The organism is Thermoplasmata archaeon, assembly GCA_035622275.1.
GTDB lineage: Archaea > Thermoplasmatota > Thermoplasmata > Lutacidiplasmatales > UBA184 > Lutacidiplasma.
The window spans coordinates 1-25,951 of sequence record DASPVQ010000003.1 but is presented as its reverse complement, the minus strand read 5'-3'; the positions used below and the strand labels follow the sequence as shown (position 1 = coordinate 25,951).

The following is a 25,951-nucleotide window of genomic DNA, read 5'->3' as shown; positions in this document are numbered from 1 at the left end:
TGTAGTCGCCGATGGAAGCGACGGATCTCAGTCGCCGATTGAGCGATTTCAGCCAGGTGGCCGGCGAGGTGCTCCGGGACGTCGAGGACGTCACCGAGGCGCAGATCCGTCACTGGATCGTCAATCCGTTCCTCGTCGCCCTCGGTTGGAACCCCGACGACAAGAAGCAGGTGTTCCTCGACTACCCGGTCCCGGGCGGCGACGGCCCGATCGACTACGCGCTGTTCAACAACGAGGGCCAGCCGCGCCTGTTCCTCGACGTGCGCGAGCGGACGGCGAACGTGAGCGACCTCGGCAAGCTCGCGAGCCAGGCGCGGGACGCGAAGGTGCCGCTCGCCCTGCTCACGAACGGTCGCGAGTTCTCCCTCTGGTCGATCACGAAGGACGAGGCGCCGGGTCCGTTGTTCGTGCTGCCGCTGTCCGACCTCGCGGACAACTCCGAAGCGATGCTCGGCCTCACCGCCGACTACCGGCTCAGCGACACGGGGATCCAGCAGCTGCGCCGCGCGGCGATCCGCATCGCGGTCCTCGTGATGCTCGAGGAGAACGCCGAGAAGACGTTCGACGCGATGGTCCAGTGGGTGCAGGGCCAGGTCGCGCCGGGCGCGCTCGACGACGTCACCGAGCAGGCGATCCGCGACGCGACGATGATCTGGCTGACCGAGGAGCACCTCACGCTGCCGGCGTTCCAGCCCAAGGAGGGCAAGCGGGCCCACGAGCTGCGGACGACGACCCCGCGGGACTGGGAGCCGTTCCCGCGCGGCCCGCCGGGCACGTTCCAGTACAAGTACGACACCGCGAAGATCCTCGACCTCCGCCAGGGTGCGAAGGAGGTCCGCGAGCAGCTGCGGCTGCAGGGCCTCAGGACCCCGACCGCGACGAGCTTCGGGGGCTTCTACCACGCCCTGCGCCACCGGGCCGGTCTCGGCAAGTAAGCCGGCGCCCGCGCCGCCGGCCCGCCGACGATAGGTTCCTATCCTCGGACGCCGTGGGGGTCGGCATGGCGGTGGCCGGCGCCCGCTCGGGCGACTCCAACCTGTTCCTCGACTTCGTCGAAGCGATCGCGGACCGGCACGGTCAGATGGAGATCCGACTCGAGCATCTGTCCCTGCGCCTTCCCCTGATCCGCGAGAGCCTCGAGCTGAACGGCACGATCTCGGTCTCGGTCCACCTGCGCGAGCTCACCGACAAGGAGAAGCAGGCCCGCGTGCAGAAGGAACTGAGAGCGCTCGCGCCGTAGGCGCCCGACCGGACGACGGCTCCCGTCGCCAGGTTTAATACACATGGGTGCGCATCGTTCTTAGCGATGCGCCCGGCTCCGGACGGACCGAACGACCCCGCCTGCCTCGACCGTCGATGCCCCCACCCCCCCTCGGACCACATCCCCACCCCCGAGCTCGCGGCCCGCCAGGAGATCGTCGTCTGGTGCGCCGCCTGCCGCCGTCACGAGGTCGGGCGCACCCCCCGCCGATTCGCCTGGTTGCGCCGCGGCTCGGACGTCGCGGCGCGCCGGCGCCGATTCACCGGCGTCGCGTGATCGGAGCGCGGGCCGAGCGCTCGCGCTACAGCGTTCCCGCGAAGTGCCCGATCAGGAATCCGGCGAAGCCGGCGCCGAGACCGATCACGAGCATGCGGAGCCCGCTCTTCCAGAGCGAGCCCACGGTGGTGGTCGCCTCGTACCAGCCGATGCCGAAGAGCGCCGCGGCACTGAGCCCGATCGACGCGAAGGCGGCGGTGACGATCGCGTGCCCCGCGACGAGGAACGGGACGAGCGGGATGAACGAGCCGAGCACGGTCGCCGCGAAGACCACGAGCGCGCTGTTGCGCGGCTGCAGCGGGCCGACCGGCGCGAGGTTGAGCTCGAAGGCCATCATGAAGTCGAGCATCGCCTTGGGCTTCGATTCGATCTTGCGGACGAGCTCTTCGAGCTCCTCGCCCTCGTAGCCCCACTTGCGGAAGACCGTGCGGACCTCCTCGCGCTCCATGTCGGGCACCTCGCGCATCTCGTGGAGCTCCCGCTGGGTCTCGGCCTGGTAGAAGCGCAGGCGAGCCAGGGTCGACGTGTAGGCGACGGCGCCCATCGAGACCGACTCGGCGCCGAGCGCCGCAAGGGCGGCGATGATGATGATGCGGGTGTCACCGGTCGCGGCCGAGAGCCCGAGCAGGATCCCGAGGACGTTGACGAGGCCGTCCTGACTGCCGAGGATGAAGTCGGAGAGGAGCCCCGGATGGGGGTGGGACTCGTGGATCTGCCCCTTCATCATCGCCGGGCCACCGAGCTTGCGATTATAGCCTGTGGGGCGGCGCGGCTCCCGTCGACCACGCCCGATGACCGCCGCGCCAGCAAATCGCTAAATCCGCGACCCGGGTCGATACCGCCGTCTCCTCCCGACGACGATGTCGACCCCGGTCAACCCGCCCAGCGGAAGCCGCGGCCTGAGCCAGCCGGCCCGGGAGCGGGCGGTCACGCTCCTCACCGCGATCGGGACCCTGATGGTCGCGGTCGACAGCACCATCGTGATCCTCGCGCTCCCCACGATGGCGCGCGACCTCGCCTCGCCGCTCTCGACGATCATCTGGACGATCCTGATCTACCTGTTGATCACCGCGGCCCTCACGACGCAGGCCGGGAAGATCGGCGACCTGCTCGGCCGGGGCCGGGTCTACAACCTCGGCTTCGCGATCTTCACGGTCGGCTCCGCGCTCAGCGGGTTCGCGCCGACCGACATCTTCCTGATCGTCGCCCGCGGCATCCAGGCCGTCGGCGGCGCGCTCGTGTTCGCGAACGGCGGGGCGCTGATCGCCGCGGTCTACCCGCCCGAGCGTCGCGGCCGGGCGTTCGGGTTCCTCGCCTTCGGCTGGGGCGTGGGCGCGATCCTCGGGGTCCTCCTCGGCGGCGTGATCACGACCGACATCGGCTGGCGGTACATCTTCTTCATCAACATCCCGATCGGGATCTTCGCGGCGTACCTCGGGCTGCGCTCGCTGCCGAAGGACACGCCCCAGAAGGTCGGCTTCGATTTACCGGGCTTCGTTCTGTTCTCGGCGATCCTGAGCCTCGTCTGCTACGGCCTGATCGAGCTCGCGGTCTACGGCGTGTCGATCCTCAACGTCAGCTACCTCGTCCTCGGCGGCCTGCTGCTCGTCCCCTGGATCACGCTCGAGCTGCGCAGCCGCCAGCCGATGCTGAACCTGCACCAGCTCAAGAATCGGCTGCTTGCCTTCTCGCTCGTCGCCGGCCTGTTCCAGAGCCTGGGCTACCTCAGCGTCGTCTTCCTGCTCACGATGTACCTCCAGGGCCTGCGCGGGCTCTCGCCGCTCGACGCCTCGCTGCTCCTGGTGCCCGGCTACCTCATCGGGGCGCTGCTCGCTCCGGTGATGGGGCGCAGCGTCGACCAGCGCGGCGCGCGCACGTTCGCGACCCTCGGGATCCTGTGCATGGGCGCCGCCGTCCTGGGTTACTCGCTGCTCGACCTCAGCAGCTGGCTCGGCTTCATCCCGATGATCTCGCTCGTCTCGGGGATCGGCACGGGGATGTTCTATCCGGCGAACACGACCGCGATCATGAGCCAGGCCACGCCGTCGACGTTCGGCGCGATCAGCGGCGTGCGCACCACGCTGATGAACCTCGGGACCCTCCTCAGCTTCGTCCTGGCGCTCACGATCGCGAGCGCGAGCATCCCGCGCGCGGTCGCCTACGAGGTGTTCCTCGGCACGACCAACCTCGTCGGCGGGCTGAGTTCCGCGTTCCTCACCGGCATCCACGCGGCGCTGTGGGGCTCGGCGGCGATCCTGCTGGTCGCGGCGCTGCTCTCCTGGTCGCGGGGACGCGAGGTCTCGAAGGTCGCCCCGGCGGTCATCTCGACGACGGCGCCCGCGGAGCCGGCGCCGCTCGCGGACGGCAAGTGAGATTGCGCTAGCGTCGGGCGCGACGCCGCACCGCGTCGCCCAGGATGCGGCGGTGGTCGAAGGCGAGCCTTCCGACCTCGCGGAGAGGGACCCACCGGGCCTCGCCCGCGTCGTCGCCGCCCCGCGGCGGGCGGGCGCGGCCGTGGACGAGGAAGGCGACCGACGTCGTCGGCTTCCTCGGATCGCGATCGGGGCCGGAGTACACGCCGAGGAGCTCGAGACGTCCCGCCCGAAGCCCGGTCTCCTCCGCGAGCTCGCGTCGCAGCGCGTCCTCGACGGTCTCGGTGAGCTCGACGAACCCACCGGGCAGCGCCCACATTCCGCGGAACGGGGGCCGGGCACGCCGGACCAGCAGCAGCCGGCCCCGATCGATCCACACGGCGTCCACGGTCAGCGCGGGATTCTGGTACCGGCGCCCCACGTCCCACCCCTTCCCGCCGCCCCGCGGTTCCGGCTCCGAGGAGCGGCCCCGGTTCCTAAGGGTTCCGGGCTCGGGCGCGTCCGCGCGGCGGAGGCAAGGATTAAGTCGCTGGTCCCGGTCGTCGGCCTCCGCGATGCAGATCCTCCGCAGCAAGGCGCCGCTGCGCATCAGCTTCGCCGGCGGGGGGACCGATGTCTCGCCGTACCCCGAGGAGCGCGGGGGCGCGGTGCTCAACTGCACGGTCGACAAGTACGCCTACGTCACCCTCGAGGCCGGCAACCACGCCGGCCGCGGCACCAGCGTCGAGTCCCTCGACTTCGGGCTGCGCGCGAACTACGCACGCCCCTCCGATCTCCTCTACAACGGGGAGCTCGACCTCGTCAAGGCCGGGCTGCGGGTGCTGCGACCGCCCGGCGCGCCCTCCGGCCCCGAGGAGTCGCTGCACCTGTTCCTGCACTCCGACGCGCCGCCGGGCTCGGGGCTCGGCGGCTCCAGCGCGATGTGCGTCGCGCTGGTGGGGGCGTTCCAGCACTACCTCAAGCAGGCCTGGACGAGCTACGAGATCGCCGAGCTCGCCTACCGCATCGAGCGCACGGAGCTCGGGATCACGGGGGGCCGACAGGACCAGTACGCGGCCGCATTCGGGGGCTTCAACTTCATCGAGTTCTTCCGCGACCGCACGATCGTCAACCCGCTCAAGATCCGGCGCGAGGTAGCCAACGAGCTCGCCTATCGACTCCTCCTCGCGTACGTCGGGGGCGGCCACTTCTCCAACGAGCTGCTCGACCGGCAGCAGCGGGGCTTCACCGAGAAGCGGCCCGAGACGGTCGAGGCGCTCGACGCGACCAAGGAGCTTGCGATCGCGATGAAGAACGAGCTGCTCCGCGGCAACATCGACGAGATGGGCCGCCTCCTGGACGAGGGCTGGGAGCTGAAGAAGCGGTTCACCGAGGGGATCTCGAACCCGCACGTCGACGCGCTCTACGCCCGGGCGCGGGCGGCGGGAGCGCTCGGCGGCAAGCTCGTCGGCGCGGGAGGCGGCGGCTTCATCCTGTTGTTCTGCGACTTCGCGCGCCGGGCCCAGGTGGCCCGCGCGGTCCAGGACGCGGGCGGTCGCGTCACGGAGTTCGCGCTGGAGCCCGAGGGACTCCAGACCTGGAGCGTCCGCGCCGAGGCGGGCGCGCCGGCCCCGGCGGCCCGGGGGGCCGCGCGCCCCCGACGGGCGCTGGGCCGAACGCACAAATAGGGCGAACCACCGCTATCGCTACCGTCGGGGATCCGGATGGAACGACGCAAGGCGCTCCGCGCGTCGGGGCGATCGCGGGAGGCGCCGCTGCGCGCGGTTCTCACCCTCGCGGGAGAAGGGACCCGGATGCTGCCGTGGTCCCGCGGCCTGCGCAAGGAATTCCTGCCGCTCTTCGACGTCGGTCGGGACCACGAGCCCGTGCTCAAACCGGTCGCCCACATCGTGCTGGAGACGATGATGGGCGCCGGCGTGACCGACGTCACCCTAGTCGTGCAGCCGCGCGACCGCGCGACGGTCGAGAACTACTTCCGCATCGATCGGGCGTTCCTCGCCCGGCACGCCGGTCACTCCGACCGCCTCGCCGAGACCCGAGCCTTCTACGACCGACTGCGTCGGCTGCGCCTCCGCTTCGCCCTCCAGCCGCGTCCGAGCGGCTTCGGCGCGGCGGTCCTGTGCGCGGCGCCCGAGGTCGGATCGGCGCCGTTCCTGCTCCACGCGTGCGACGCGGTCCTGGACGAGCCGCATCGCGGTGCCCTGCCGCGGGCGATGGCCGAGCTGCTGCGGACCGAGGAGCTCGATGCCGTGCTGCTCGTCCGACGCGTGCGCGACCCCCGACGCTACGGCGTGGTCGAGGCCCGGGCCGCCGGGCGCTACCGGCAGTGGCGCCGCCTCGAGGTGGAGCGCATGGAAGAGAAACCCGCCCGGCCCCGGTCGAACTGGGCCGCGACCGCCGTCTACGCCTTCTCGCCCCGGCTCTTCGGCGCCCTGCGTCAGGTCCACGCCCGGCGCCCCTCGGCGGAGCTCGAGGTGACCGCCGGCATCGAAGAGCTGCTCGGGAGCGGCGGGCGGATCGCCGCGCTCGTCGCGGCGGCGCCGGCGCGCTGGAGGTCCGTGGGCTCGCCCGACGGGTTCTACCGTGCGCTCCGGGCGACGCGGGCGGCCGCCGAGTAGCTCGAGGCGCCCGCGCGGGCGGCACGCTTAACCCCTTTGGCTCTCGTCCGTCGGCCCGTTGGCGATGCGCGCGCTGGTGACCGGGGCCGCGGGCTTCCTCGGCTCCTACATGACCCGGGAGCTCGTGCAACGTGGCATCGAGGTGCTCGCGACGTCGCTGCCCGGGGCGGCACCGGGGGCGATCCCGGCGACCGCCGACGCTCCCCGGTGGACCGCGCTCGATGTCCGAGAGGCGGAGGCGGTCGATCGTACCGTGCGGGAGTTCTCGCCCGACGTGGTCTACCACTTTGCCGGGCTCGCGTTCGTGATCCCATCCTGGCAGGACCCGGAGGGAACGTTCCGGACCAACGTGCTCGGCACGCTGCACCTGTTGGAGTCGCTGCGGCGCCACCGCCCCGACGCCCGCTTCGCCTTCGCGGGCAGCGGCACCCAGTACGGCGACCCGGAGCAGGTGCCGACCCCGGAGGACGCCCCGATGCGGCCCACGAGCCCCTACGCCTCCAGCAAGGCAGCCGCCGACCTCCTCTGCTACCAGTACTTCCGCAGCTTCGGGATCCCCGTGGTGCGCTACCGCATCTTCGGGACCACGGGCGTCGGAAAGGTCGGCGACTCGATCAACGACTTCGCGAGCCAGATCGCCCGCCTCGAGCACCAACCCGCGCCCCGGGTGATGCGGGTGGGGAACCTCGACAAGGCGCGCGACGTCACCGACGTGCGAGACGCGACGCGGGCGATGATCGCGGTCGCAGAACGCGGGGAAGCGGGGACCGCCTACAACATCGGCAGCGGCGTTCCCCGGACCGTTCGCACGACGCTCGACACCCTCCGCGGCTTCGCGGCCGCGCCGATCGAGGTCGAGGTCGACCCGAGCCGTGTCCGCCGGGTCGACGAGCCCGTCCACCTCGCCGACGTGCGGCGATTGCGGGCGCTCGGATGGTCCCCCGAGATCTCGTTCGAGGAGACGCTGCGCGAGACGCTGGACGCCTGGCGCGCCACGGTCGCGCGCGCTCCCGGGGCGTAGCCCCGGCCTACGTCGGCACGGGTAGATGGACCATCGGGGGCTGGTCCTCGGGCGATGGCACGCGCCCGCGCGGCCGGACGCCCTTGCGCGTGCGGAAGGCGAGTTCGACCGCGCGCGCGAGGTGCGGCACGGTGGGATAGCTGCGCATGTCCTCGAGGCTGACCCAGGCGTACTCGGTGTGCTCCTTGGGGTCGAGGTGCGGGACCTTCGGGTTGGCCGCGACGCAGTGGAAGTAGACCCCCACGGTCGGCCGGATCTTGCCGTGCCGCGAGAACGATCCGAACAGGTCGGCGTGGAACATCGGGCCCAGCCGCGTCGCGATGCCGGTCTCCTCGCGGACCTCGCGCCGCACGGCGCGGCCCAGGGTCTCGCCCTCTTCGACCTGGCCGCCGGGCAGGTCCCACATGCCGGGATCTGCCGCGTCGAACGAGCGATGGAGCAAGAGGATTTGGTGGTCGCGGAACACCGCGGCCTTCGCGACCACGCGGGCCTTCACGTTGGGGCGCGGTCCCTTCATGGGACAGAAACGGAGAGGCTCGGGGTTTGTGAACCTTGCGATTTCGGGTGTTTACGTGTTACATCGACGCTCAGGGTCGGCTGCGCTAGGCGAAGACGCAGTCGGTCGCGGCCTCGCCGGGAGCGAAGGCATAGATCTGCGCGTCGCCCTGGGCAAACAGCGTGACGAAGTCGTGGGACGTCGCGAAGACGGCCGGGTCGAACGGCAGGTAGCTCACCGAGCTCTGGCCGGTGACGAAGACCTCGGTGACGTTGAGCTCGAGCAGGTCGGCCCGCGTTCCGGCCGTGTACGTCCCGGCGATCAGGTCGTTCACCGCGTTGTTGTACGAGAGGTTGACGGAGATCGGGTACATCGGGAAGACGAGACCCAGCCGAGCGAAGAGCGGTAGGAACATGGCGGCCGAGCCCGGGGCGACGAGCACGCGCGAGCACGCGGGGAGGTGAGCTCCGGCCCAGCGCAGCCCGTTGGCGTCCCCGGCGCTCACGTTCGCGAACATCGCCAGGTGGCCGCCGAGATAGCCGGGGACCTCGGTCACGGTCGTGACGCCTCCAACGCCGATCGGCACGACCACGAGGGCGACCGCGAGGGCGGTCGCCGCACTTCGCCCCCGGGCCGCGGCCGGCTCGAGCGACCAACGGCGCGCCGGTCGGTCGCCTCCGCGGTCGGTCGCGTCGCCGGCCGCACGCCCGGCGAGGTACTCGACAGCGGCCAGCGTCGGGATCGCGGTCAGTGCGCCGTAGAGGATGAACAGCAGGTACGACGACTCGTAGACCGAGGCGAGGTTGTTCGCGAAGGTGGCGGTGAAGGGACTCGCGCTCGCGAACAACAGCGCGAGCGTCCAGGCGAACGCGAGGATCGTGATCGCCACGAGCGGCCGGACCACGTCGGCCGACAGCAGGCGACGCTCGGTGCCGGCCGGACGCAGGAACCACAACAGGCACAGGATCACCCCGGCCGCGAGCAGGACCACGATGAGGCCAGCCATGATCGGGAACGGGGAGATCTTGGGCCGCAGCGGCGGGAACGGGTACACGTAGGTCACGAACAGGCCCCAGGTCAGGGACGGCAGGCCGCCCTGCGCCGCGTAGGGGGGGCTGCCGGTCGCCCCGAGCACGTGCTGCGGGTAGTGCCACCACACGACGACCCCCGCGATGCTCCGTGCCACGAACACGGTCCCGATGGCGATCGCCGCGAGCAGTCTCGCGGCCCAGGCGCGCCATCGTAGCCGCAGGCGAGGGGCGTAGAGCACCAGGAAAGCGATCAGCAGGATCGGCAGGAGATCCCCGCAGGCCACGCTGAGCGAGGTCAGTCCCCCCAGGAGCAGCCCGAACGCCGCTGTCGGGCCCCACCTCGTTGCGCCCCGCTCGGCGTACGGGCGCAACCATCCGAGCGCCACCAGGAACAGGGGCAGCGAGAGCGCGAAGTCGTACGACCCGCCGATGAACAGGCGGGGCCAGCTCGCGACGAGCGCGAAGAAGCCCAGGAAGACGAGGCCCGTGCGGGCCGCTCGCGGCCCGGAGACGCCCCCGAGACGCTGGCCCCAGCAGAAGGCCGCGGGGGCCGACAGCGCGAGGAACAACGGAGGCACGACCACCGCGGCGGTGATCGTACTCCACCCGAACAGGTAGTTCGGGAACGCGAACCAGACGGCCGCGCCCTGCGGGTAGATCACCCCGGCGGTGGCGTACGGCTGGAGCGTCCAGACCGCGGTATGGTTCGCGACGATCAGGTTCGCGAGCAGGCTCTGGAAGGCGCCGTCGTACACGTTCGGGAAGGCCGAGGTTCCCCCGCCGACGATCTCGACGGCGATCAGGCCGAGTGAGACGAGGACGACCAGCGCCCCCGTCGGCGTGCTCACCCAGGCCGCCCCTGCGCGCAGGCCGAGCCAGCGCTCGTGCGACCACAGGACGGCCAGGGCGATCCCGCCCGCGCCGAGGATGCCCCACATCACCGGCGGCCAGAAGATCGGAAACGGGATCGAGGCGACCAGGAAGAACAGCGTGCTCGCGGCGAAGATCGAGACGATCGCTCGCTCGGGGACCGTCAGGAATCCGCGGAGCCCGAACGCCCGCTCGGCCCCGCGGATCAGGACGAGGCCGAGCGGTGCGAGCGCGGCCAGCAGCGCGAGGGCTCCGAGATAGGCGTCGATCGCCGAGACGGCCACCGGCGCTGGGAGAGGCTGAGGTTACTTATGGCCGTGCGGCATCGGGGTCCGTGCGTCCGTTCGGCGAATCACGGGCCCGGTACGCTGGGCCCGTCGTGCCGACCGTTGCGTCGACCCGGGTTGCTCCGCGCGTGGGAGTCGCACGCCACGATTTCTCGTCCTGCGGGCCAATACCTACCTATATGTACTTCGGAGGGGCGGGTAAGTACTGTTAGGGAGGCAGCCGCATGGCATTCAGTGACGGGTCGGGCGGCTCGAACGCGGCTGCGTTCGGGCGCTTGCCTCCCCCCCTCGACGACACGGTGGTGCTGATCCCCGCGTACCGGGAGGCCCAGGGCATTGCTCCGGTGATCGAAGAGGTGCGGCGGAGCCTGAACCCGCGCATCGTGGTCATCCACCGGCCCGACGGGGACGCGACCGGCGTGGTCGCGCGCGCGACCGGGGCCGAGGTCGTCGAGCAGGCCGGCAAGGGCAAGGGAGACGCGGTCCGTCTGGGCCTCGAGTACGTCCGGGATCACTTCGAGCGGGCCCGATTCATCGGCATGATCGACGCCGACTGCACCTATCCCTCGTACGCCATGCACCCGATGCGCTCGATCCTGAACCACCGCCCGGACGTCGGCATGGTGATTGCCCGTCGGGAGAACATCGCCAACAACGGCGCGACCTCCCACGCGTTCGCCTGGGGCAACCGGGTGCTCGCCCAGGTCCACCGGGCGATGAACCGCATCCCGCTGGACGATCCCCTCTCGGGTCTTCGACTCTTCCGCGCCGACGTCGTCCGCGACTGGAATCCGCGCTCGCGCGGCTTCGACATCGAGTGCGAGCTGAACGACTACGTCCACAACGTCAAGGGGCTCGAGATCTCCGAGGTCGCCGTGCCGTACCGCGCGCGGGTCGGAACGAAGAAGCTGCGGTTCCGCCACGGCTTCCTGATCCTGGCCCGCATGGTCGGGCTCCGCTTCCGTGCCCTCGGAACGGTCCCGAGCCCGCTCGCCTGCCCGTCCGACACGCACAGCTCCGGCACCGCGACCCAGCAGTGACCCGCCGGCCCGGTCGAGGGGTCGTGTGAGGGTTCTCTACCTGCTCGGAGCGTTTCCGGTCCCTCCCCTCGGTGGCGTCGAACTCTCGATCTACGAGGTGGCCCGCGACGAGGCCCGGCGCGGCGCCGACGTCCGCGTCGTCGCGCCGTCGCCCGAGCCCCGACGGCTCGTCCTGGACCTCGTCGAGTTCCTCGGCGTGCCGGTCGGCGCGATCTCGAACTGGATCCAGATCCCTTCGCCGGCCTCCTACCGCGCGCTCCATGACACGGTGACGTGGGCCGAGATCGTCCATGTATGGAACCCGCAGGAGGTGTTCAACCTCATCGGGATCGGCCTCGCGCTACGACTGGGCCGGCCGCTCGTCCTCTCGACGCCCGTGGTCTCGAGCCTGGCGCGTCACCCCCGACGGCCGGTTCGTTGGGCCGGTCGCGTCGATGACGGGATCGTTCACCGCGCGCTGCGGCGGGCCGCGCTGGTGCATGTCCAGAGCCGCGAGGAGGAACGGGTCGCGCGCCAGTGGAGCCCCCGGGTCTGCTACATCCCCGGCGGGGTACCGGACTCGGTGCTGACCTCCCCTCCCCTCGGCGCGTCATTCCGCGCGGCGCACGCCCTCGCGGGACGACGTCCGGTGCTGCTGTTCCTCGGCCGGTGCCACCCGCTGAAGGGGCCGGAGTGGCTGGTCCGCGCGATGCCGGCCGTCCGGCGGGCGCTGCCGGACGCGAGCGCGGTGATCGTCGGCCCCGACGTGGACGGCTCGCTCGATCGTCTCCGCCGGCTCGCCGCCGAGCTGGGGGTGGCGGACCACGTCCAGGTCCTCGGACCCGTCGATGAACGGGAGCGGGTCGGCGCGCTCGACGCCGCCGACGTGGTCGTGGTGCCGAGCCGCGCGGATTTCGTCGAGGGATTCTCCCTGGTCGTCAGCGAGGCCTGGGCGCGCGGCAAGCCGGTCGCCGCTTTCCCGGTCGGCGCGCTGCGCGAGCGGATCCGGACGGGCGAGAACGGTTGGCTCGCCGCGGACCTCTCCGCCGACGCGCTCGCCGTAGCGATCGAAGGGGCGGCCGGGCTGGGACCGTTCGCGCGGCCCCGGGATGTCATCGGATGGCGGGAGGTCGCCGGCGAGTTCGATCGGCGCTACCGCGAGATCCTTGAGCGAACGTCCGTCCCGTCGGAGGCGGCGGCGCTCGCCGCGCCCCGAGGAGGCGATGGCAGCGCCTGACCTCCCACCGACGGGGACGCCGGCGCCGGCGGGCACCCCGAGCCTCGCGCGCGTGGTCGCACTGTATCACCGTGCGCTGAACGCGGCTTATCACGGCAGCTCGCTCCACTTTCGAGGGTTCGTGGAGGGACTGCGGCGGGTCGTTCCGGTGGAGGTCGTCGCCCCGGGGGAGCATGCCACCGTGGGCACGGACCGCGCGCGGGAGTCGAGCGGTCCCCTCCTGGTCGGGTTCCGCTACCTGCTCGCGGCCGTGGCCGAGGAGCTCCGGTTCATCGTGCGCGACGCTCGCTCGCCCCGAGCCCAGCGGGCCCGTGTGATCGTACCCGTCGACGTGTACGTCGCCGGTCTCGCCGCGGTCTGGAGCTGGATCCGGCAGGTGCCGCTCGTCTACTACCCGCTCGATGCGAACACCGCGGTCAGCCGGCACTGGCGCAAAGCGGGCTACCGGGGCGGGATCCTGTTCGGCCTGACCCGTCGGCCGCTCAACGCGCTCGGTCTGCGCATCGCGCGGATCGTCATCGCCCCGTCCGAGGAGGTCGCGCGCTCGCTGCGCGAGGGCGGCGTGCCCGCGGAGAAACTACGCGTCTGCACGCTCAAGCGGACCCGGCCGGTCCCGGACCCCGTGGCGATCGCGCGGTGGCGGGCCGAGCTCGGCCTGGCGGGCCGCGTTCCGGCCGTCTTCGTCGGCTCGTTCCAGTACGCGCCGAACGTGCGTGCCTTCCACTTCCTCCGCGACGAGCTCGCGCCGGCCCTCGGTCGCTCGGATCCGGACCTGCTGATCCTCGTCGGCGGGCTGGACTCCGAGCCGTACGTCCCTCAGAGCGGTGCCAATCTTCGGGTGCTCGGGACCGTATCGGACCTGGACGGCCTGCTGTTCGCCTGCGAGATCGGGCTCGCGCCGATGGACGTCGCCGGGGGAACGAGCGGAAAGATGGTCGATTACGTGCTGCACGGGCTGCGGGTCCTCGCCACGCCCGAGGCCGCCGCGGGCATCGATGCCGCGGCGAGCGTCCAGGTCGCCCCGTGCTCGGAGTTCGCCGACCGCCTCAAGGCGCTCTGCGCCGAGGTACGGGCCTCGAGGGGCCCGGCGCTCCCGCCGCGACCGGATCCGGAGTTCGTGCGCCGGTACACGGAGTCGGCCGACCTCGATCGAGTGGCGCAGGAGATCGCGTCCCTTGCTCGAAGCTAACGGCGATCGGGCTCGCCTGAGGGGCCCGGGCGCCTGCCCGCAGCAGTCGTGGAGCCGACCATGATTCCGGTCGGATGGCTCGCGCTCGGGCTGCTGCCGATCCTGGTCCTCGCCAGCGCGCTGATCGGCTCGATGATCCGCTGGGCGGTCTCCGCGCTCCTGCCGCCGGCGTCGGCGGATCCGCCCGCCACTTGGGCCGCGATCCTCGGACGGCTGATCGAGGACGCCGCGCTCGGACTTTCGGTCGTGCCGATCCTCTACCTCGTGGCCACGATCGCGGGCCTCTCGATCGGGACGGACGTCGCCTGGGCACTGCTCCTCCTCGCGGCCGCGATCTTCCTCGTTCGCGGGTTCCTCGCGCGCAAGCGCTTCGGAGCGCCGCTCGGCCGGCGGCCCGCGCCGCCCGCGCGCGTGGAGTGGTTCCTCTTCGGCGTCGTCGTGGTCGTGGTGGTCGCCCGGATCGCCTCCTACGTCCCGTACCTCGTCTACGCGGGCGACGACATCCGCATGTTCACGCTGATCACCCAGCTCGTCGAGGCCCACGGGCACTTCGTCACCTCCTGGGCGCCCTACGCCGAGCCGTCGTGGAACCCCGTGGTGGCTCCGCATCTGCGCTTCGCCGGTAGCGAGGCGATCTTCGCGACGGTGAACGCCTGGGTGCCGTGGAACGCGCCCCAGCTCGTCTCGGCGGCGGTGATCGACGTCGGCATCCTGATCCCCTTCGCCGGGTTCGTGCTCTTCCGCGCGGCATTCCCCACGCGCAGCCCCTGGACCGCCACCCTCGGGGCGCTCGCCCTCGGGATGTTCTCCGCCTACCCGCTGTTCTACCAGGACTGGGGAGGGATCGACGAGCAGGTCAACTGGCTGCTCGTCCCGGTCGCCCTCGCCTTCTTCCTCGCCGCGCTGCGCTCGCCCCGGTTCCTCAGTGCCGAGCTCGTGCTCGCCGGCCTCGTCTTCGGCGGGGCCGTGATCGTCAACCCGTACCCGTTCGCCTACGTCGGCGTCTTCGTCGTCGCGGCCGTGCTCGGGGCGTTCGCCCTGCGCTCGGGGGCCGTGCGGGCCCTGGCCCGGGGCGCCGTCTTCTACCTCTTCGGGGTCGCCATCGCGTCGCCGATCCTGTACGCCGAGATCGCCGACCTCTCCACGGCGAACGCGCTCAGCCCTCCGGGCTACGCCGGCTGGGGGGTCTTCCAGAGCGACGTGATCCTCGTGCCCGGCGAGCCGCTGGCCACCGCCCGCAACCTGCTCTTCCTCCACACCGGGATCCTCGGAACCGGCGTCGTCGTCGTGCTGGGCTGGCTCGGCCTCGCCCTCGCGCTTGTGCGCTACCGCGAGCGGCATGCGTTCACCCTCCTCGGGCTCGGGATCGGACTGTTGCTCCTGAACTCGAACGGTCCGTTCGGACCGTACTGGGTCCAGTACCCCGGCTGGTCGTTCCTCTATGCCGACCGGCCCCTCGAGTGGATGTTCCTTCCGTTGGCAGCCGGCACCGGCTGGCTGCTCGCGACCCTGCTCGAGCGAGGACCCCCCGCGTCGGTGGCCACCGCGCCGGTGCCGCGTCGCAGCGCCTGGAGCCTCCCGCGCAGCGACGGGCGTCCGCTATCGAAGCGCCAGGTCGCGTTCGTGGCGCTCCTGCTGCTCGGCACCGCGGCGTCCGTCCAGGTCGTGATCGACAACGCGGAGACCGTCGGCTGGGGGACCGAGCTCACGCCCGCGGACCTCGCGGCCTTCGCCTGGATGCAGAGCCACCTGCCGGCGAACGCCACGCTCCTCGTCACCGACGCGGATGCGGGCACCTGGATCCCCCAGTTCACCGACCTCAAGGTCTTCCCGTACCCCGAGCTCATCTCGAGCCCGTCCGTCTACGAAGCGTCGACCGAGATCCCGGCGCTGTTCAACACGAGCGAGTACGCCCCGACGCTCTCGTTCCTCCACGCCTTCAACATCAGCGGCGCCTACTGGGGTGCCCGCAACGGCTACTCGAGCGTGCCGTCGTTCGACCCGGCGAAGTGGGTGGCGCCGCGCCCGATCCTCGACTTCGCCTCGCGCTACAGCGTCTGCGAGAGCCCCGAAGAGAACCTGCCGCTGTTCCTCCTGTGCAACGGCGACTCGGTGACCTTCCGCGGACCGGTCGTCGTCAACCTGACCGAGTACCACGACCTCGAGCCGATCGGGATGGGCCTCGTGGCGATCGCGAACGGGACCAGCTGGACCTTCACGCTCGCCTCGGGCACGCCGCCGTTCCCCGGGGACTGGAGCGCGTCGTTCGAGGAGCACCCGCTCGGCACCTGGGCCTACTACAGCGGGAACGCCGAGCTCGCGATGCTCGATCCCCAGTGGACCGCGCTCGAGACCGCGCCGCCGGGCGTGACGATCACGGTGGTCGCGGGCGAGCTGCCGCAGACCTAGACCCCATCGGGCGCCGGCGTCACCCGACCGGCGCGCAGGAGGAGAACGGCACGATCGTGCAGGTCGTGGAAGCGAACTCCGGGTTCAGCGACAGCACCTCGGCCGAGCTGCCGGGGACCTGATAGGCGACGGCCGCGAGCGGCTGGCTGACGATCGCCGCGTCCCAGTTGCCCGGGAACTGCGCCGTGTACTCGTGCAGGACGAAGGTGAGGTTGTCGCCCATCGGCACGCTGCCGTTGAACGTCCCGACGACCGCGCCGTTGTCGTAGACGGTCTCGGAGAAGGCGATCGGACCGACGAGCGACAGCGTGTCGTTGTTGCAGGCGAGCCGGGCGATCCACGGGGCGGTCGGCGGGAGGCAGAGGTGGTAGCTCGAGACGAAGTAGAAGATGAACGGCGGCTGGAGGAGCGGCGGCGGAGCGAGGACCACCGGCTGAGTGTACGCGATCTGCGATCCGAAGTACGCGGCGCGAAGGTCGTAGGCCCTCGCGAGCTCGGAGTAGGCGGTGTAGTTCGAGTCCGTGATCTGCTCGACCATCGTGGCGTACTCGGCGAGGAGGCTCGCGTTGTTCACGATCGCGGCGTCCGGGAACTCGCGCAGGTCGGTGAACGCGGGCAGCCAGTTGCCGGCGTCGACATCCGTCACCAGGACCGTCGAACCCGCGGGCTCGTGGGCCTGGAGCCAGGCGAACCCTTCGAGGTCGGCCGGCGAGAATCCGTTCGCCCAGTCGACGTTCACCTGGTTGGTCTGGGCCACGCTGACGGAGACCCCGCCGCTGAGCGCCACGACCGCGACGAGCCCGATCGCGCCCGCCACGCGCAGCGGCCCCGGGCGGCCGGCGGCGCTCGGCGGGCCCGACCGCGGGTGGCCCGCGGACGGGGGCGAGGAGCCCTCAGGACTCCGGGTGAACGCCGGCGGCCCCCGGGCGAGAGAGTGGAGCCGGGCCGTCAACAGGCCGACGCCCAGGCTGAGGGGAACGAACAACAGGTCCGCGGGTCGGTCGGGGAAGACGGCCGTCCAGCCGGGGAACCGGACCCAGTAGAGGCCGTAGGGGCCGTTCTCGTTGAACGCGAACAGCATCGCCATCCAGACCAGGAGCGCCGGGACCCAGCGGACCCGTCGGACGCTGAGCGCGAGCCCGAGGTACCCGAGCACCACGACGACGGCGACGACGTCGAGCGGCGTCGAATTGGTCAGGAAGCGCTGCAGCGAGCCGACCGCCGGGCCGTAGCGGATGATCGGGGCGGTCGCGAACGTGCCCCAGCCGATGGCGCCGGGCGCCTGGGCCGCCTGGTTGGCCTGCCAGGCGGCGGCCGCGCGGACCAGGGCCGGCGAGGCCAGCGCGACCCCGCCGGCGATCGGCACGAACAGGCGCGCCAATGCGGGCCCCACCGACCGACGGCGGACGATCACCTCCAGCCCGATGCCGATCGTCAGCGTGGTCACGTAGACGAGCGACAGGGGCGAGATCAACACGCCGCCGGCCACCAGCAGCGTCGCGAGCAGGAGCATGCCGAAGGAGGCGCGTGTCTCGTCCAGGAGAAGCAGCGTGACCGCGACCGCGATCGGGAAGACGACCCAGATGACCGTCTCGTCGATCCCGCCCCAGCTCAGGAAGTAGGACGGGTAGCTGGTCGCCAGCCCGATGACGAACCCGGCCATCAGGGGTAGCCCGCGACCGCGATCCCGGAACAGCGCGCGCCCGAGCGCGTATACCGACAGCGGGATCGCGCTGCTGAACAGCAGGGTGGCGCCCGAGGCCAGCTGCGGCGTGTCGGTCGACCACCACAGGTTCATGACGGCGAAGACGTCCTCCGCGCCGCTGAACCACTGGTGCAGGTCGGACGCGACCATCCAGCCCGGGAACACGATCGACCGGAGCGAGGGGAACAGGTGGCCGGTGGCGAGGATCTGCTGGGTGTAGAAGGTGTAGAAGCGGATGTCCGGTCCCGCGTACAGGTAGAGTCCGTTGTACACCCACAGGCGGACCCCAAGCGTGACGGCGAAGAGCCCCGCGAGGCCCAGGATCTCCCAACGCTCGGCGCGCACGCGCGCCAGGAGCCGCCTCAGGAGCGTGCCGCGCCCCCGAACCAGGCGGACCACCGCGAGGGCGGCGGGCACCAGGACCAGCCCGAAGGCGACGGCGGCCGTCAGCACGAGCCCGAAGACCGCGATCGCGAGCCCGGCGATGACGAGGGCCGCGGTCCCGATCGCGAGGTCCCAGATCGCGCGCTCGGCGAGCGACAGCCGCGACAGCGCGCCGAGGCGGGCCCGGTCGCCCGGCAGGAGGGAGACCAGCCACAGCACCGACTCCCCGATCAAGGGAAGGCCGAGCGCCCAGAGTGGCAGCAGGAGGAGCGTGAACTGCGGTAGCGGGATCATGGCGCGCGGGCCCCGAACCCGTCGGGCTCGCCTCCCGCGAACGGCGCTCCGGTCATCCCCGGGCTAACTCGCGAGCCCGGGAGCGCGCGGCCCCCGGCCCGAGAACCGGTCGAGGTACCAGCGCGCGACCCGCCGATAGTCGAGGCGCTCGATCGCCCGCGCTTGGCCGCTGCGCCCCATCCGCCGGGCGAGCTCGGGATCCTCGGCGAGGGTCTCCAGCGCCCGGGCGAGGCCTCCCGCGTCGCCCGGAGCGACCAGCGCACCGGTCTCTCCGTCGGAGACCGTGTCGCGCAGGCCCCCGACCGCGGACGCCACCACCGGCAGTCGCGAGGCCATCGCCTCCGCGGCGGCGCGTCCGAACGGCTCGATCAGGCTGGGCTGGACGTAGATGTCGGCCGCACCGAGCACCGCCGGCATGGCGGGGTTCGGGATCGGCGTGGGCTCGAAGCTGACCCAGGCGCCGAGGCCGAGCCGCGTCGCCAACCCCCGATACTCCGCCTCCATCGGCCCGCGGCCGATGATCCGCAGGCGGAAGTCCCGACCCCGGGCCCGCAGGCCCGCGGCGGCCTCCAGCAGCACGGGGATGCCCTTGTACGGATGCAACCGGGCCACGCACACGATCGTGGGCGGATCCCGCGCCGTGCGGACATGGCCGTTCGCGAGGGCGCTCTCGCGACGGAAGTACTCGGCATCGATGCAGCCGGGCAGGTACGCCAGCCGCTCGCGCGGCGCGCCCAGGTTCGTGTAGAATCGCATCGACTCCCGCGAGTGGCAGGCGATCGCCTCCGCGCGACGCCAGAGGCGGGGCGCGAGGGCCCGGTCGACGAAGCCCAGCGCGGAACGTGCGAGGCGGTCCGAGGGATAGTAGCACCGCTCCACCGCGAGCACGACCGGCACCGACGCGTGGGCGAGCTGGCGGGCCGCTTGACGCGAGAGCATCGGGTAGTCCTCGAAGATGATCGCGCCCTGGAAGGAGGAGTCCAAGGGCGGCGAGGGCGGCAGGGAGACGACGAACTGGCGGACCACGCCGAGGTGGCGGCACCAGTGGATCTCGAACGGCGAGTCCCGCAGGTCCCGGACCGGCAGCCCGAGATAGTCGGCGTCCCGTCCGGAGGACGATCGGGTCGTAAAGACGTGGACCTCGGCCCCGGCCTCGGCGAGGCCCCGCGCGATGCACTCCGGATCCGATGGGAGGACGCGCGAGAAACTGGGGACCACGACCGCGACCTTCACCACCCGACCTCCGCACCGATCGCCGTGCCGCGAGCCGGGCACAGCCCGTCAGCGGGAACGCCACGGTCCGACGCACCGGGACGACCGCTCGTACCCACGCCGTCCATGGGCTATATGCGTGACGGCAGCGGCCCCGAGGCGCCGGGGGCCGAGCCGCAGCGGCCCTCCCCGCCGGGGCATCGCGTACCACCCGGTCTGCCCCCATGAGCCTTTGAACCTTGGTCCAAGTGCCGGGTGGCACCGCGAGGGAGGGACCGGCGTGACCACCGTTCGTACCGTCGCGAGCCACGAGATCGTCCGCGCGCTCTTTCCGCGACCGGTGACCGAACGCGACGAGATCGCGATGGCGGTCGGCAAGGCGATCGACGGCGCCCTCTCCCGCTTCAGTCATGAGTTCCGGATGGGCCGCCGTCCCTCCCTTGCGGCGATGGACCGGTTCAGCGCGGAGGAGCTCGACCGCGCGATCGAGGAGGCGGCGGTGTCGCTCCCGCCCACGGACCGCGCACGCCAGCTGGAGGAGATCGCGGGGGTCCTTCGAGCGTTCCGTGGCAGCGAGCTCATGGGCCTCCCCCGGCCCCGCAGCCGCCTCATCCTCATCGGCGAGGACGCGGGCATCTACGCCCAGCCCGACTACTGGGACGGCCGCGCTCGCTTCTTCGAGATGAAGAGCTACCGGGCCGACCCGGTCCCACCCGACGTCGAGCTCCAGCTCCGGCTCTTCCAGCTCGGCTTCCCGGAGTGTCGTGGCTTCCTCGCCGCGTTCGATCGGCACGCGAGACCGGTGACCGTCCACATCTCGGAGATCCCGGCGGCCGAGGCGGCCGATCGCACCGAGCTCCTGCGCGAGGCCCGACACATCGCGCTCGAGGCGGGCGTGCCCAAGGTCCTCGAGTACATCGACAACCCGGTCGTCCGCTACGCCGCGCCCGTCTGAAGCGTCCGGGCGCCGTGGCAATCTTATGAGCCCGGACGCGGGTGGACGGCCACCGTGGCCGCGCCCGTCGGGACAGGTCCATCGCTCCAGTGGGTTTCGGGCGAGGTGGCGGCGAAGGTCGCGACGGTCCGCCGGATCATCCCGAGCGCCAAGGTCGACGTGTGGCCGCCGTACGTCCGCGCCGTGGAGTCGATGGCGGCGGGCGCCCGGCAGTACCCGGCCCACAGTCACGAGCAGGAGGAGGTGCTCACCTACGTGCTCGAGGGATTCGCGTCGTACCAACTCGAGGGCGGCCCGCCCGAGTCGATGCGTCCCGGCTCGGTGCGACTGTTCACGGTCTACGACAAGACGGCGCACCGGATCAGCCCCGGGAAAGGCAGTTCGATCCGCTGGTTCTCGCTGGTGCTCGCGCTGAGCGGTGGGACGAAGGGCGAGAACCGGCTGCAGTCCGCGCTCCCCGCCCTGTCCCCGGTCCAGGCGGAGGGCGCCCGCATCCGTCCGCTCGTGGGTCCAGGGACCCCGGTCACTTCGTCGGCGGGGCTGGAGGCAAAGGAGATCCAGTTCGCGGAGCGAGGAACGGCGTTCCTGCGGGTCGGGCGGGCCCGCCGAGGGATCGTCTACGTCCTGGCGGGCCGGGGCGCCGTCGACGCCCAGCCGATCGAGGTCGGCGAGGCCGTGCTCATCGAACGGACGTCCGGTTTCGCGCTGCAGGGCACGCCGGGCCTGCGCGCCCTCGTCGCCACCGCTCCCGCGCCCGGCTGAGGCGAGCTCAGCGCCTCGGCGGTGGATGCTCCCGGACGGGACGCAGCGCGTTCGCCCAGGCGATCAGCTGGTCGAGCATCGTGTTGAGCTGCGGCTCTCGGATGGGCAGCGGCTTGAACACCCGGAAGTTCTCGAAGTCGGTGGAGATCGGGAGCGGGACCTGCATTCGGACGGTCGCCACCATGACCTCCGCCAGGATGAGGCGGAGATGCTCGACGGCTCGCACGCCTCCCGAGCTGCCGTAGCTCACGAAGCCCGCCGCCTTGTGGTTCCACTCGGCGAACAGGTAGTCGATCGCGTTCTTCAGCCCCGCCGGCACGCTGTGGTTGTACTCCGGGGTCACGAAGACGAATGCGTCGAAGGAGCCGATGACCTTCGACCAGTCCTGGGTGTGCGGCTGGGCGTACTTCCCCGCCGAGGGTGGGACCGCCTCGTCCAGCAGCGGGAGGTTGACGTCCTTGAGGTCGACGAGCTCGAACTCCGCGTCGGTCCGCTTTCGGGCGATCTCGAGCACCCAGCGCGCCACCGCCTCCCCGACCCGTCCGGGCCGGGTGCTTCCCAGAACGATCCCCACGCGCGGCATCGCGCCCTCGAACGTGCGATGGGGTCGGACGCTACTTAATCGGGACGTCCGCCGCAGGAAAGGTGCTTACCTGGCCTTGGCCCCGCACGACCCCACCCACGCGACGAGGGCGGGCGCGGGCCGGGTGACGGCGGCTCAGGCTTTCGGCTGGGTGAACCACCACTCGTTGCCCCAGAGATCGCGGACCCCGCCGCGACGCCCGTCGGGCATGTCGCTCGGTTCCCGCACGCTGAGGGCCCCGGCCTTCAGTGCCCGCTGGAACGCCGCGTCGGCGTCCGCCACGTACAGGTGGAGCATCGCGGGGAACGGCGGTCGACCGCTCGGCGCGTCGGCCAGCATCACGACCGCATCCGCCACCTTCATCTCGAGATGCTGGAACTTGCCGCTCGCGTCGAGCTCTTGGAAGCCCCGCAGGCCGCCGAGGCCCTTCTCGATGAACGTGGCGAGCCCGGCAGCATCCCGCGCGACGAGGTACGGCGCCAACTTCGGCTTCATCATGGGATCCATGCCCGGACTATCACCGGGGGCGCTTTCTGGCTTGCCGGGGGGTCCTGAAACGCCGCGGGGCGGCTCGCCGCGATGGTCGCATCGCTCGCCCACCCTGGCGAGGGGTCGTTGGGCACTCTCCTCCGGAAACCGCCGCCGGGAAGGGGCCACGTCCGTCCCAGAGCGGACGGGTGAGCCCGGGAGGCAGACCCATCGCCCGCACCAGGGCCGCGAACCGGGGGTCATCGCGAACCCGATCGAAGCCGACCCACTGGTAATGGTTCCAGAGGAAGCCCTCGCCGGTGGCGCAATCTCGCTCCAGGAGGCCCAGCGCTTTCTCCCGTTCGCCGCACATCCCGTAGGCGGAGGCCACCAGCACCGGGCTCGGGCCGCTCGCGCTCGTGTTCCGTTCCAGCGTGGCGAGCCAGGACCGCAGCTGCTGCGGCCTCCCGAGGAACGCGTTCAGCTCGCCTTGGATGTGCCGCAGCGGGAGGCCGAAGGGCGTGACGAGGGGCTTCAAGAGCCGGACCGCCTCCTGCACGCGCCCCGCGAAGGCGTAGGCCCAGGCCAGCGTACCGCGCGACCACTGACGGTCCCCGAAGTCGGCCAGGAGCTTCTCGCTCAGCGCGAGGAAGCGCTCGTAGTCGGCCGCGTACGCCTGGTTCCACGCGCGCAGGAACTGAGGATAGAACCAGAGCGGATCGAGCTCGATCGCGGCGGCGAACTGCTTGTCGGCCTCCCGGTACCGTTGGAGCACGGTGAGGAGGTGGCCGTACCACACGTGGGCCGCGGAGCTGCTCGAGTTGAGCGCGATCGCCTGCTGGAACTCCGCCTCGGCCCGGGGCCAGTCGTGGTCGGCCTGCATCGCCAGGTTCCCCTGGGCCGTATGCGCGTCGGACGAGCTCGGATGCAGCTCGAGCGCGTGGAGGGTGAGGACCCGGGCCCGCGCGAGTGCGAGGCGGGCGGGACGCGTCTCGCCGCTGGCGGCGATCAGGTGATTTGCCAGATGAGAGTAGGCGGCCGAGAACGCGGGATCCTCTCGGATCGCGGCTTCGAAGTACTCCTCCGCCGCGCGATCCGCCCGGGCTCCCTCGGCGCTGGCCATGCCCCCGAGCGCCGTCTGCGCGGCGCGCACGCCCCGCAAGTAGAGCTCGTACGCGCGGAAGTTCGCGGTGGGTTGTTCCTCGATCGCCTTGCGCTCCGAGCTCAGGAGCTGGACCTTGAGCGCCTCGGCGGTCCGTTCGGCCACCTCGGCCTGGATCGCAAAGACGTTCTCCAGCCGCCGATCGTAGGTCTGCGCCCACCGGTGCTCCTGGGTGTCGGCGTCGATGAGCTGCATCGTGATGCGAAGCTGGTCACCGTCCTTGCGGACGCTTCCCTCGAGCACCGCCTGGGCGCCCAGCTCCGCCCCGATCACCGAGATCGGCTTCGAGGTGCCCTTGTACTGGTTCACCGACGTCCGAGCGAGGACGCGGAGCCCGCCGATCCGCGAGAGGACGGAGATCAGTTCTTCGGTCAGGCCGTCGGCGAAGTACTCGTCGTGCGGATCCGGGCTGATGTTCGCCAGCGGAAGGACCGCCACCCGGGGCACGACCGACGGGAGCACGACGTTCGCCGGCGGCGACCACGGAAACGCGACCCGGTAGATCTCGATCGGTTCGACGACCCCTTCGAGCTTGCGCGGACCCAGCCGCTCGAAGGTGCAGTTCGCCTTGCGGTGGACCTGATCATAGACCTGCACGGAGAGCGCGACGCCCCCGGGGTCCGCGAGCGGCTCGACCCGGGAGGCGACGTTGACCGCGTCTCCGAGGATGTCCGCGCCCTTGGCCTGGACGTCACCGAGGTGGATCCCGACGCGGAGGCGCAGCGGGAGAGCGCCCGTCCGCGCGTTCCGCTCGTGGAGGGCTCGCTGAAATCCGACGCCGAACTCGACGGCGTCCAGCGCGTTCGGGAACTCGAGCAAGAGCCCGTCCCCCATCGACTTCACCTTCCGGCCGCGGTGGGTCGCGAGGAGCGGCCGGGCGACGCGCTCCTGTTCCTCGAGAAGCCGAAGGGCACCGGCTTCGTCGGTCTGGGCGAGCTGAGTATACCCAGCGACGTCCGTGAACATGATGGCGGCGAGCCGCCGCGACATCGTCGACCGCCGAAATCGAGTCGTCTTAGATTAGACCTTGGGCGCCCGGTTGCGTTCGATGGGCCCTCCGCCGGGGCCGAAACCCCGCCCACGACGACCCGATGAACCGACATGAACCGCCGACGGTCGAGGCCGTTATGGGTGCCGCCGGGCTCGCTTGCGCGATGGCCGCGAAGAAGAGCGCGAGAAAGCCGGGGGCGAGGTCGGGCGCCAGGTTCACCAGCGAAGAACTCGCGGCGATGAAAGAACGCGCCCGTGAGCTACGATCTCGTGCGCCGGCGGGGGCAACGACCGGAGAGGCCGAAGTGCTCGCGAAGATCGCCACGATGGCTCCCGGGGATCGCGACCTCGCCGAACGGCTCCATGCCCTGGTCCGTGCCCACGCCCCCGATCTCTCGGCCCGGACGTGGTACGGGATGCCGGCGTATTCGAAGAACGGACAGATACTCTGCTTCTTCCAGGCCGCGGGTAAGTTCAAAACTCGCTACGCCACGCTCGGATTCAGCGACGAGGCGAACTTGGACGAGGACAAGATGTGGCCGACCGCCTTCGCGCTCACCGCGCTCTCTCCCGCCGAAGAAGCGAGGATCGCCGCGCTCCTGAAGCGCGCACTCACCTGAGCAGCGGCAGACCCCGCCGAGGACGCGCTGCGCCTCGTAGCAGGTCGGGGCGCTGCGGACTGGCGACGGGCGCCAGGTCACCTTTAGGGCGCCACGATGGTCTGGGCACGCTCCAGGATCTGCCAGTTGTGGAAGGCGAAGAGCGCACCCGCCAAGGCGGCGGTGCCCCCGCCGTTGTAGAGGATCACCGTGATCAGCGAGAGATACGCGCCCGGCGCGATTGCGGTGTCACTGCCGCCCGTCATTTCCAGCGCGACGGCGACCGAGATTACGAGGAGTCCCACGACGAGGATGTAGAGGCTCAGACGAAGGTCCCGCCGCGTCTTCGCGAGTTGCGATGCGATGCCGTCACGACCCGGCTCCATCGTCGCCGGAGATATCCGACTCGCCGACATAATCGTCGCGCATCATCGACCCACGGCTCGAGTCGCCCGGGATCTCCTTCCCGCCCCAGGTGGAATGGGCATTGCAGCCTCCACTTTCCCCCCTTCGCCGCTACTCCCAGCGAGCCCGGCTCCTTCGGCGTCGACGCGCAGACAGAGGAGAGGTGCTCCCGTTCTTCCACCGAGGGCACGAGGGGGAGCACCGCGATGACCGTGGTCGCGGCCAGCTGGAACATCGGCGCAGGGCACCGCGTCGGGTGCGCGGCCCGAGGTTCGGCCCCACCCATCGCGCCAGCCTCCCCGCTTGCCGGATGATCCGGCGGAGCGTGCGGTCCGACCGGACGTCG

24 protein-coding genes are annotated in these 25,951 nt (G+C 71.3%); 14 read left to right on the top strand and 10 right to left on the bottom strand.

Annotated elements, in window-relative coordinates; all coding sequences use genetic code 11:
* The first annotated feature begins 11 nt into the window (after nt 1-11).
* From VEL82_01015 to VEL82_01005, 3 genes are all read left to right on the top strand, one after another.
* On the top strand, nt 12-935 hold the full coding sequence (locus tag VEL82_01015) for a hypothetical protein (GenBank protein ID HXW66457.1): 924 nt from the start codon (nt 12-14) through the stop codon (nt 933-935).
* A gap of 65 nt (nt 936-1,000) precedes the next feature.
* Nucleotides 1,001-1,240, top strand: a complete 240-nt coding sequence (locus VEL82_01010) for a hypothetical protein (protein HXW66456.1) — start codon at nt 1,001-1,003, stop codon at nt 1,238-1,240.
* Between the two features lie 66 nt (nt 1,241-1,306).
* Nucleotides 1,307-1,537 carry a hypothetical protein gene (locus VEL82_01005; GenBank protein ID HXW66455.1) on the top strand — a complete coding sequence of 77 codons (231 nt, stop codon included), beginning with the start codon at nt 1,307-1,309 and terminating at the stop codon, nt 1,535-1,537.
* A gap of 25 nt (nt 1,538-1,562) precedes the next feature.
* Here VEL82_01005 and VEL82_01000 read toward each other — a convergent pair whose 3' ends face one another.
* Complete coding sequence (locus VEL82_01000) at nt 1,563-2,264, bottom strand: VIT1/CCC1 transporter family protein (GenBank protein HXW66454.1); 702 nt, start codon at nt 2,262-2,264, stop codon at nt 1,563-1,565.
* A 133-nt stretch (nt 2,265-2,397) separates the two neighbouring features.
* Here VEL82_01000 and VEL82_00995 point away from each other — a divergent pair, with 133 nt between their 5' ends.
* Nucleotides 2,398-3,909 (top strand): MFS transporter, encoded by a 1,512-nt coding sequence (locus VEL82_00995; protein ID HXW66453.1) that lies wholly within the window; start codon nt 2,398-2,400, stop codon nt 3,907-3,909.
* Between the two features lie 7 nt (nt 3,910-3,916).
* On the opposite strand, the gene VEL82_00990 is transcribed toward VEL82_00995, so the two are convergent.
* A complete protein-coding gene (locus tag VEL82_00990; protein ID HXW66452.1) occupies nt 3,917-4,330 on the bottom strand; it encodes an NUDIX hydrolase in 414 nt (137 codons plus the stop codon).
* A gap of 133 nt (nt 4,331-4,463) precedes the next feature.
* On the opposite strand from VEL82_00990, the gene VEL82_00985 reads away from it, so the two are divergent.
* From VEL82_00985 to VEL82_00975, 3 genes are all read left to right on the top strand, one after another.
* Nucleotides 4,464-5,576, top strand: a complete 1,113-nt coding sequence (locus VEL82_00985) for a GHMP kinase (protein ID HXW66451.1) — start codon at nt 4,464-4,466, stop codon at nt 5,574-5,576.
* Between the two features lie 36 nt (nt 5,577-5,612).
* The gene (locus tag VEL82_00980) at nt 5,613-6,527 is read left to right on the top strand and encodes a sugar phosphate nucleotidyltransferase (GenBank protein ID HXW66450.1); all 915 of its coding nucleotides are present in this window, start codon (nt 5,613-5,615) and stop codon (nt 6,525-6,527) included.
* 64 nt (nt 6,528-6,591) lie between these two features.
* On the top strand, nt 6,592-7,548 hold the full coding sequence (locus VEL82_00975) for a GDP-mannose 4,6-dehydratase (protein ID HXW66449.1): 957 nt from the start codon (nt 6,592-6,594) through the stop codon (nt 7,546-7,548).
* A 7-nt stretch (nt 7,549-7,555) separates the two neighbouring features.
* Here the strand turns inward: VEL82_00975 and VEL82_00970 are convergent, their stop codons facing one another.
* Together VEL82_00970 and VEL82_00965 are read right to left on the bottom strand one after the other, a co-directional pair.
* Entirely contained in the window at nt 7,556-8,065 is a 510-nt protein-coding gene (locus VEL82_00970; protein HXW66448.1) for an NUDIX hydrolase, read from the bottom strand.
* Nucleotides 8,066-8,150: 85 nt separating this feature from the next.
* The gene (locus VEL82_00965; protein HXW66447.1) at nt 8,151-10,229 is read right to left on the bottom strand and encodes a hypothetical protein; all 2,079 of its coding nucleotides are present in this window, start codon (nt 10,227-10,229) and stop codon (nt 8,151-8,153) included.
* A 227-nt stretch (nt 10,230-10,456) separates the two neighbouring features.
* Between VEL82_00965 and VEL82_00960 the strand changes: the two genes are divergently transcribed.
* From VEL82_00960 to VEL82_00945, 4 genes are read left to right on the top strand one after another with little or no spacing between them, the layout of a single operon-like run.
* On the top strand, nt 10,457-11,272 hold the full coding sequence (locus VEL82_00960) for a glycosyltransferase family 2 protein (GenBank protein ID HXW66446.1): 816 nt from the start codon (nt 10,457-10,459) through the stop codon (nt 11,270-11,272).
* Nucleotides 11,273-11,297: 25 nt separating this feature from the next.
* Nucleotides 11,298-12,488 (top strand): glycosyltransferase family 4 protein, encoded by a 1,191-nt coding sequence (locus VEL82_00955; protein HXW66445.1) that lies wholly within the window; start codon nt 11,298-11,300, stop codon nt 12,486-12,488.
* The gene (locus VEL82_00950; GenBank protein HXW66444.1) at nt 12,475-13,677 is read left to right on the top strand and encodes a glycosyltransferase; all 1,203 of its coding nucleotides are present in this window, start codon (nt 12,475-12,477) and stop codon (nt 13,675-13,677) included. Before VEL82_00955 ends, VEL82_00950 begins: the two co-directional genes overlap by 14 nt.
* Nucleotides 13,678-13,737: 60 nt before the next feature.
* Nucleotides 13,738-16,086, top strand: coding sequence for a hypothetical protein (locus VEL82_00945; protein ID HXW66443.1), 2,349 nt, complete (start codon nt 13,738-13,740; stop codon nt 16,084-16,086).
* A 19-nt stretch (nt 16,087-16,105) separates the two neighbouring features.
* Here VEL82_00945 and VEL82_00940 read toward each other — a convergent pair whose 3' ends face one another.
* Both VEL82_00940 and VEL82_00935 read right to left on the bottom strand, forming a co-directional pair.
* Nucleotides 16,106-18,469: a hypothetical protein gene (locus VEL82_00940; protein HXW66442.1), complete on the bottom strand. Its 2,364-nt coding sequence runs from the start codon at nt 18,467-18,469 to the stop codon at nt 16,106-16,108.
* A 63-nt stretch (nt 18,470-18,532) separates the two neighbouring features.
* Nucleotides 18,533-19,705 carry a glycosyltransferase family 4 protein gene (locus VEL82_00935; protein HXW66441.1) on the bottom strand — a complete coding sequence of 391 codons (1,173 nt, stop codon included), beginning with the start codon at nt 19,703-19,705 and terminating at the stop codon, nt 18,533-18,535.
* Nucleotides 19,706-19,961: 256 nt separating this feature from the next.
* Between VEL82_00935 and VEL82_00930 the strand changes: the two genes are divergently transcribed.
* Nucleotides 19,962-20,636 (top strand): hypothetical protein, encoded by a 675-nt coding sequence (locus VEL82_00930; protein ID HXW66440.1) that lies wholly within the window; start codon nt 19,962-19,964, stop codon nt 20,634-20,636.
* A 54-nt stretch (nt 20,637-20,690) separates the two neighbouring features.
* Entirely contained in the window at nt 20,691-21,398 is a 708-nt protein-coding gene (locus VEL82_00925) for a hypothetical protein (protein HXW66439.1), read from the top strand.
* 7 nt (nt 21,399-21,405) lie between these two features.
* On the opposite strand, the gene VEL82_00920 is transcribed toward VEL82_00925, so the two are convergent.
* The 3 genes from VEL82_00920 to VEL82_00910 all read right to left on the bottom strand — a co-directional run bounded on the left by VEL82_00920 (nt 21,406) and on the right by VEL82_00910 (nt 24,601).
* Nucleotides 21,406-21,981, bottom strand: coding sequence for an NAD(P)H-dependent oxidoreductase (locus tag VEL82_00920; protein ID HXW66438.1), 576 nt, complete (start codon nt 21,979-21,981; stop codon nt 21,406-21,408).
* A 135-nt stretch (nt 21,982-22,116) separates the two neighbouring features.
* Complete coding sequence (locus tag VEL82_00915; GenBank protein ID HXW66437.1) at nt 22,117-22,488, bottom strand: VOC family protein; 372 nt, start codon at nt 22,486-22,488, stop codon at nt 22,117-22,119.
* Between the two features lie 10 nt (nt 22,489-22,498).
* The gene (locus tag VEL82_00910) at nt 22,499-24,601 is read right to left on the bottom strand and encodes an adenylate/guanylate cyclase domain-containing protein (protein HXW66436.1); all 2,103 of its coding nucleotides are present in this window, start codon (nt 24,599-24,601) and stop codon (nt 22,499-22,501) included.
* A gap of 164 nt (nt 24,602-24,765) precedes the next feature.
* Between VEL82_00910 and VEL82_00905 the strand changes: the two genes are divergently transcribed.
* Nucleotides 24,766-25,221, top strand: a complete 456-nt coding sequence (locus tag VEL82_00905) for a DUF1801 domain-containing protein (GenBank protein HXW66435.1) — start codon at nt 24,766-24,768, stop codon at nt 25,219-25,221.
* Nucleotides 25,222-25,304: 83 nt separating this feature from the next.
* Here the strand turns inward: VEL82_00905 and VEL82_00900 are convergent, their stop codons facing one another.
* A complete protein-coding gene (locus VEL82_00900; protein ID HXW66434.1) occupies nt 25,305-25,586 on the bottom strand; it encodes a hypothetical protein in 282 nt (93 codons plus the stop codon).
* Nucleotides 25,587-25,951: the final 365 nt, after the last annotated feature.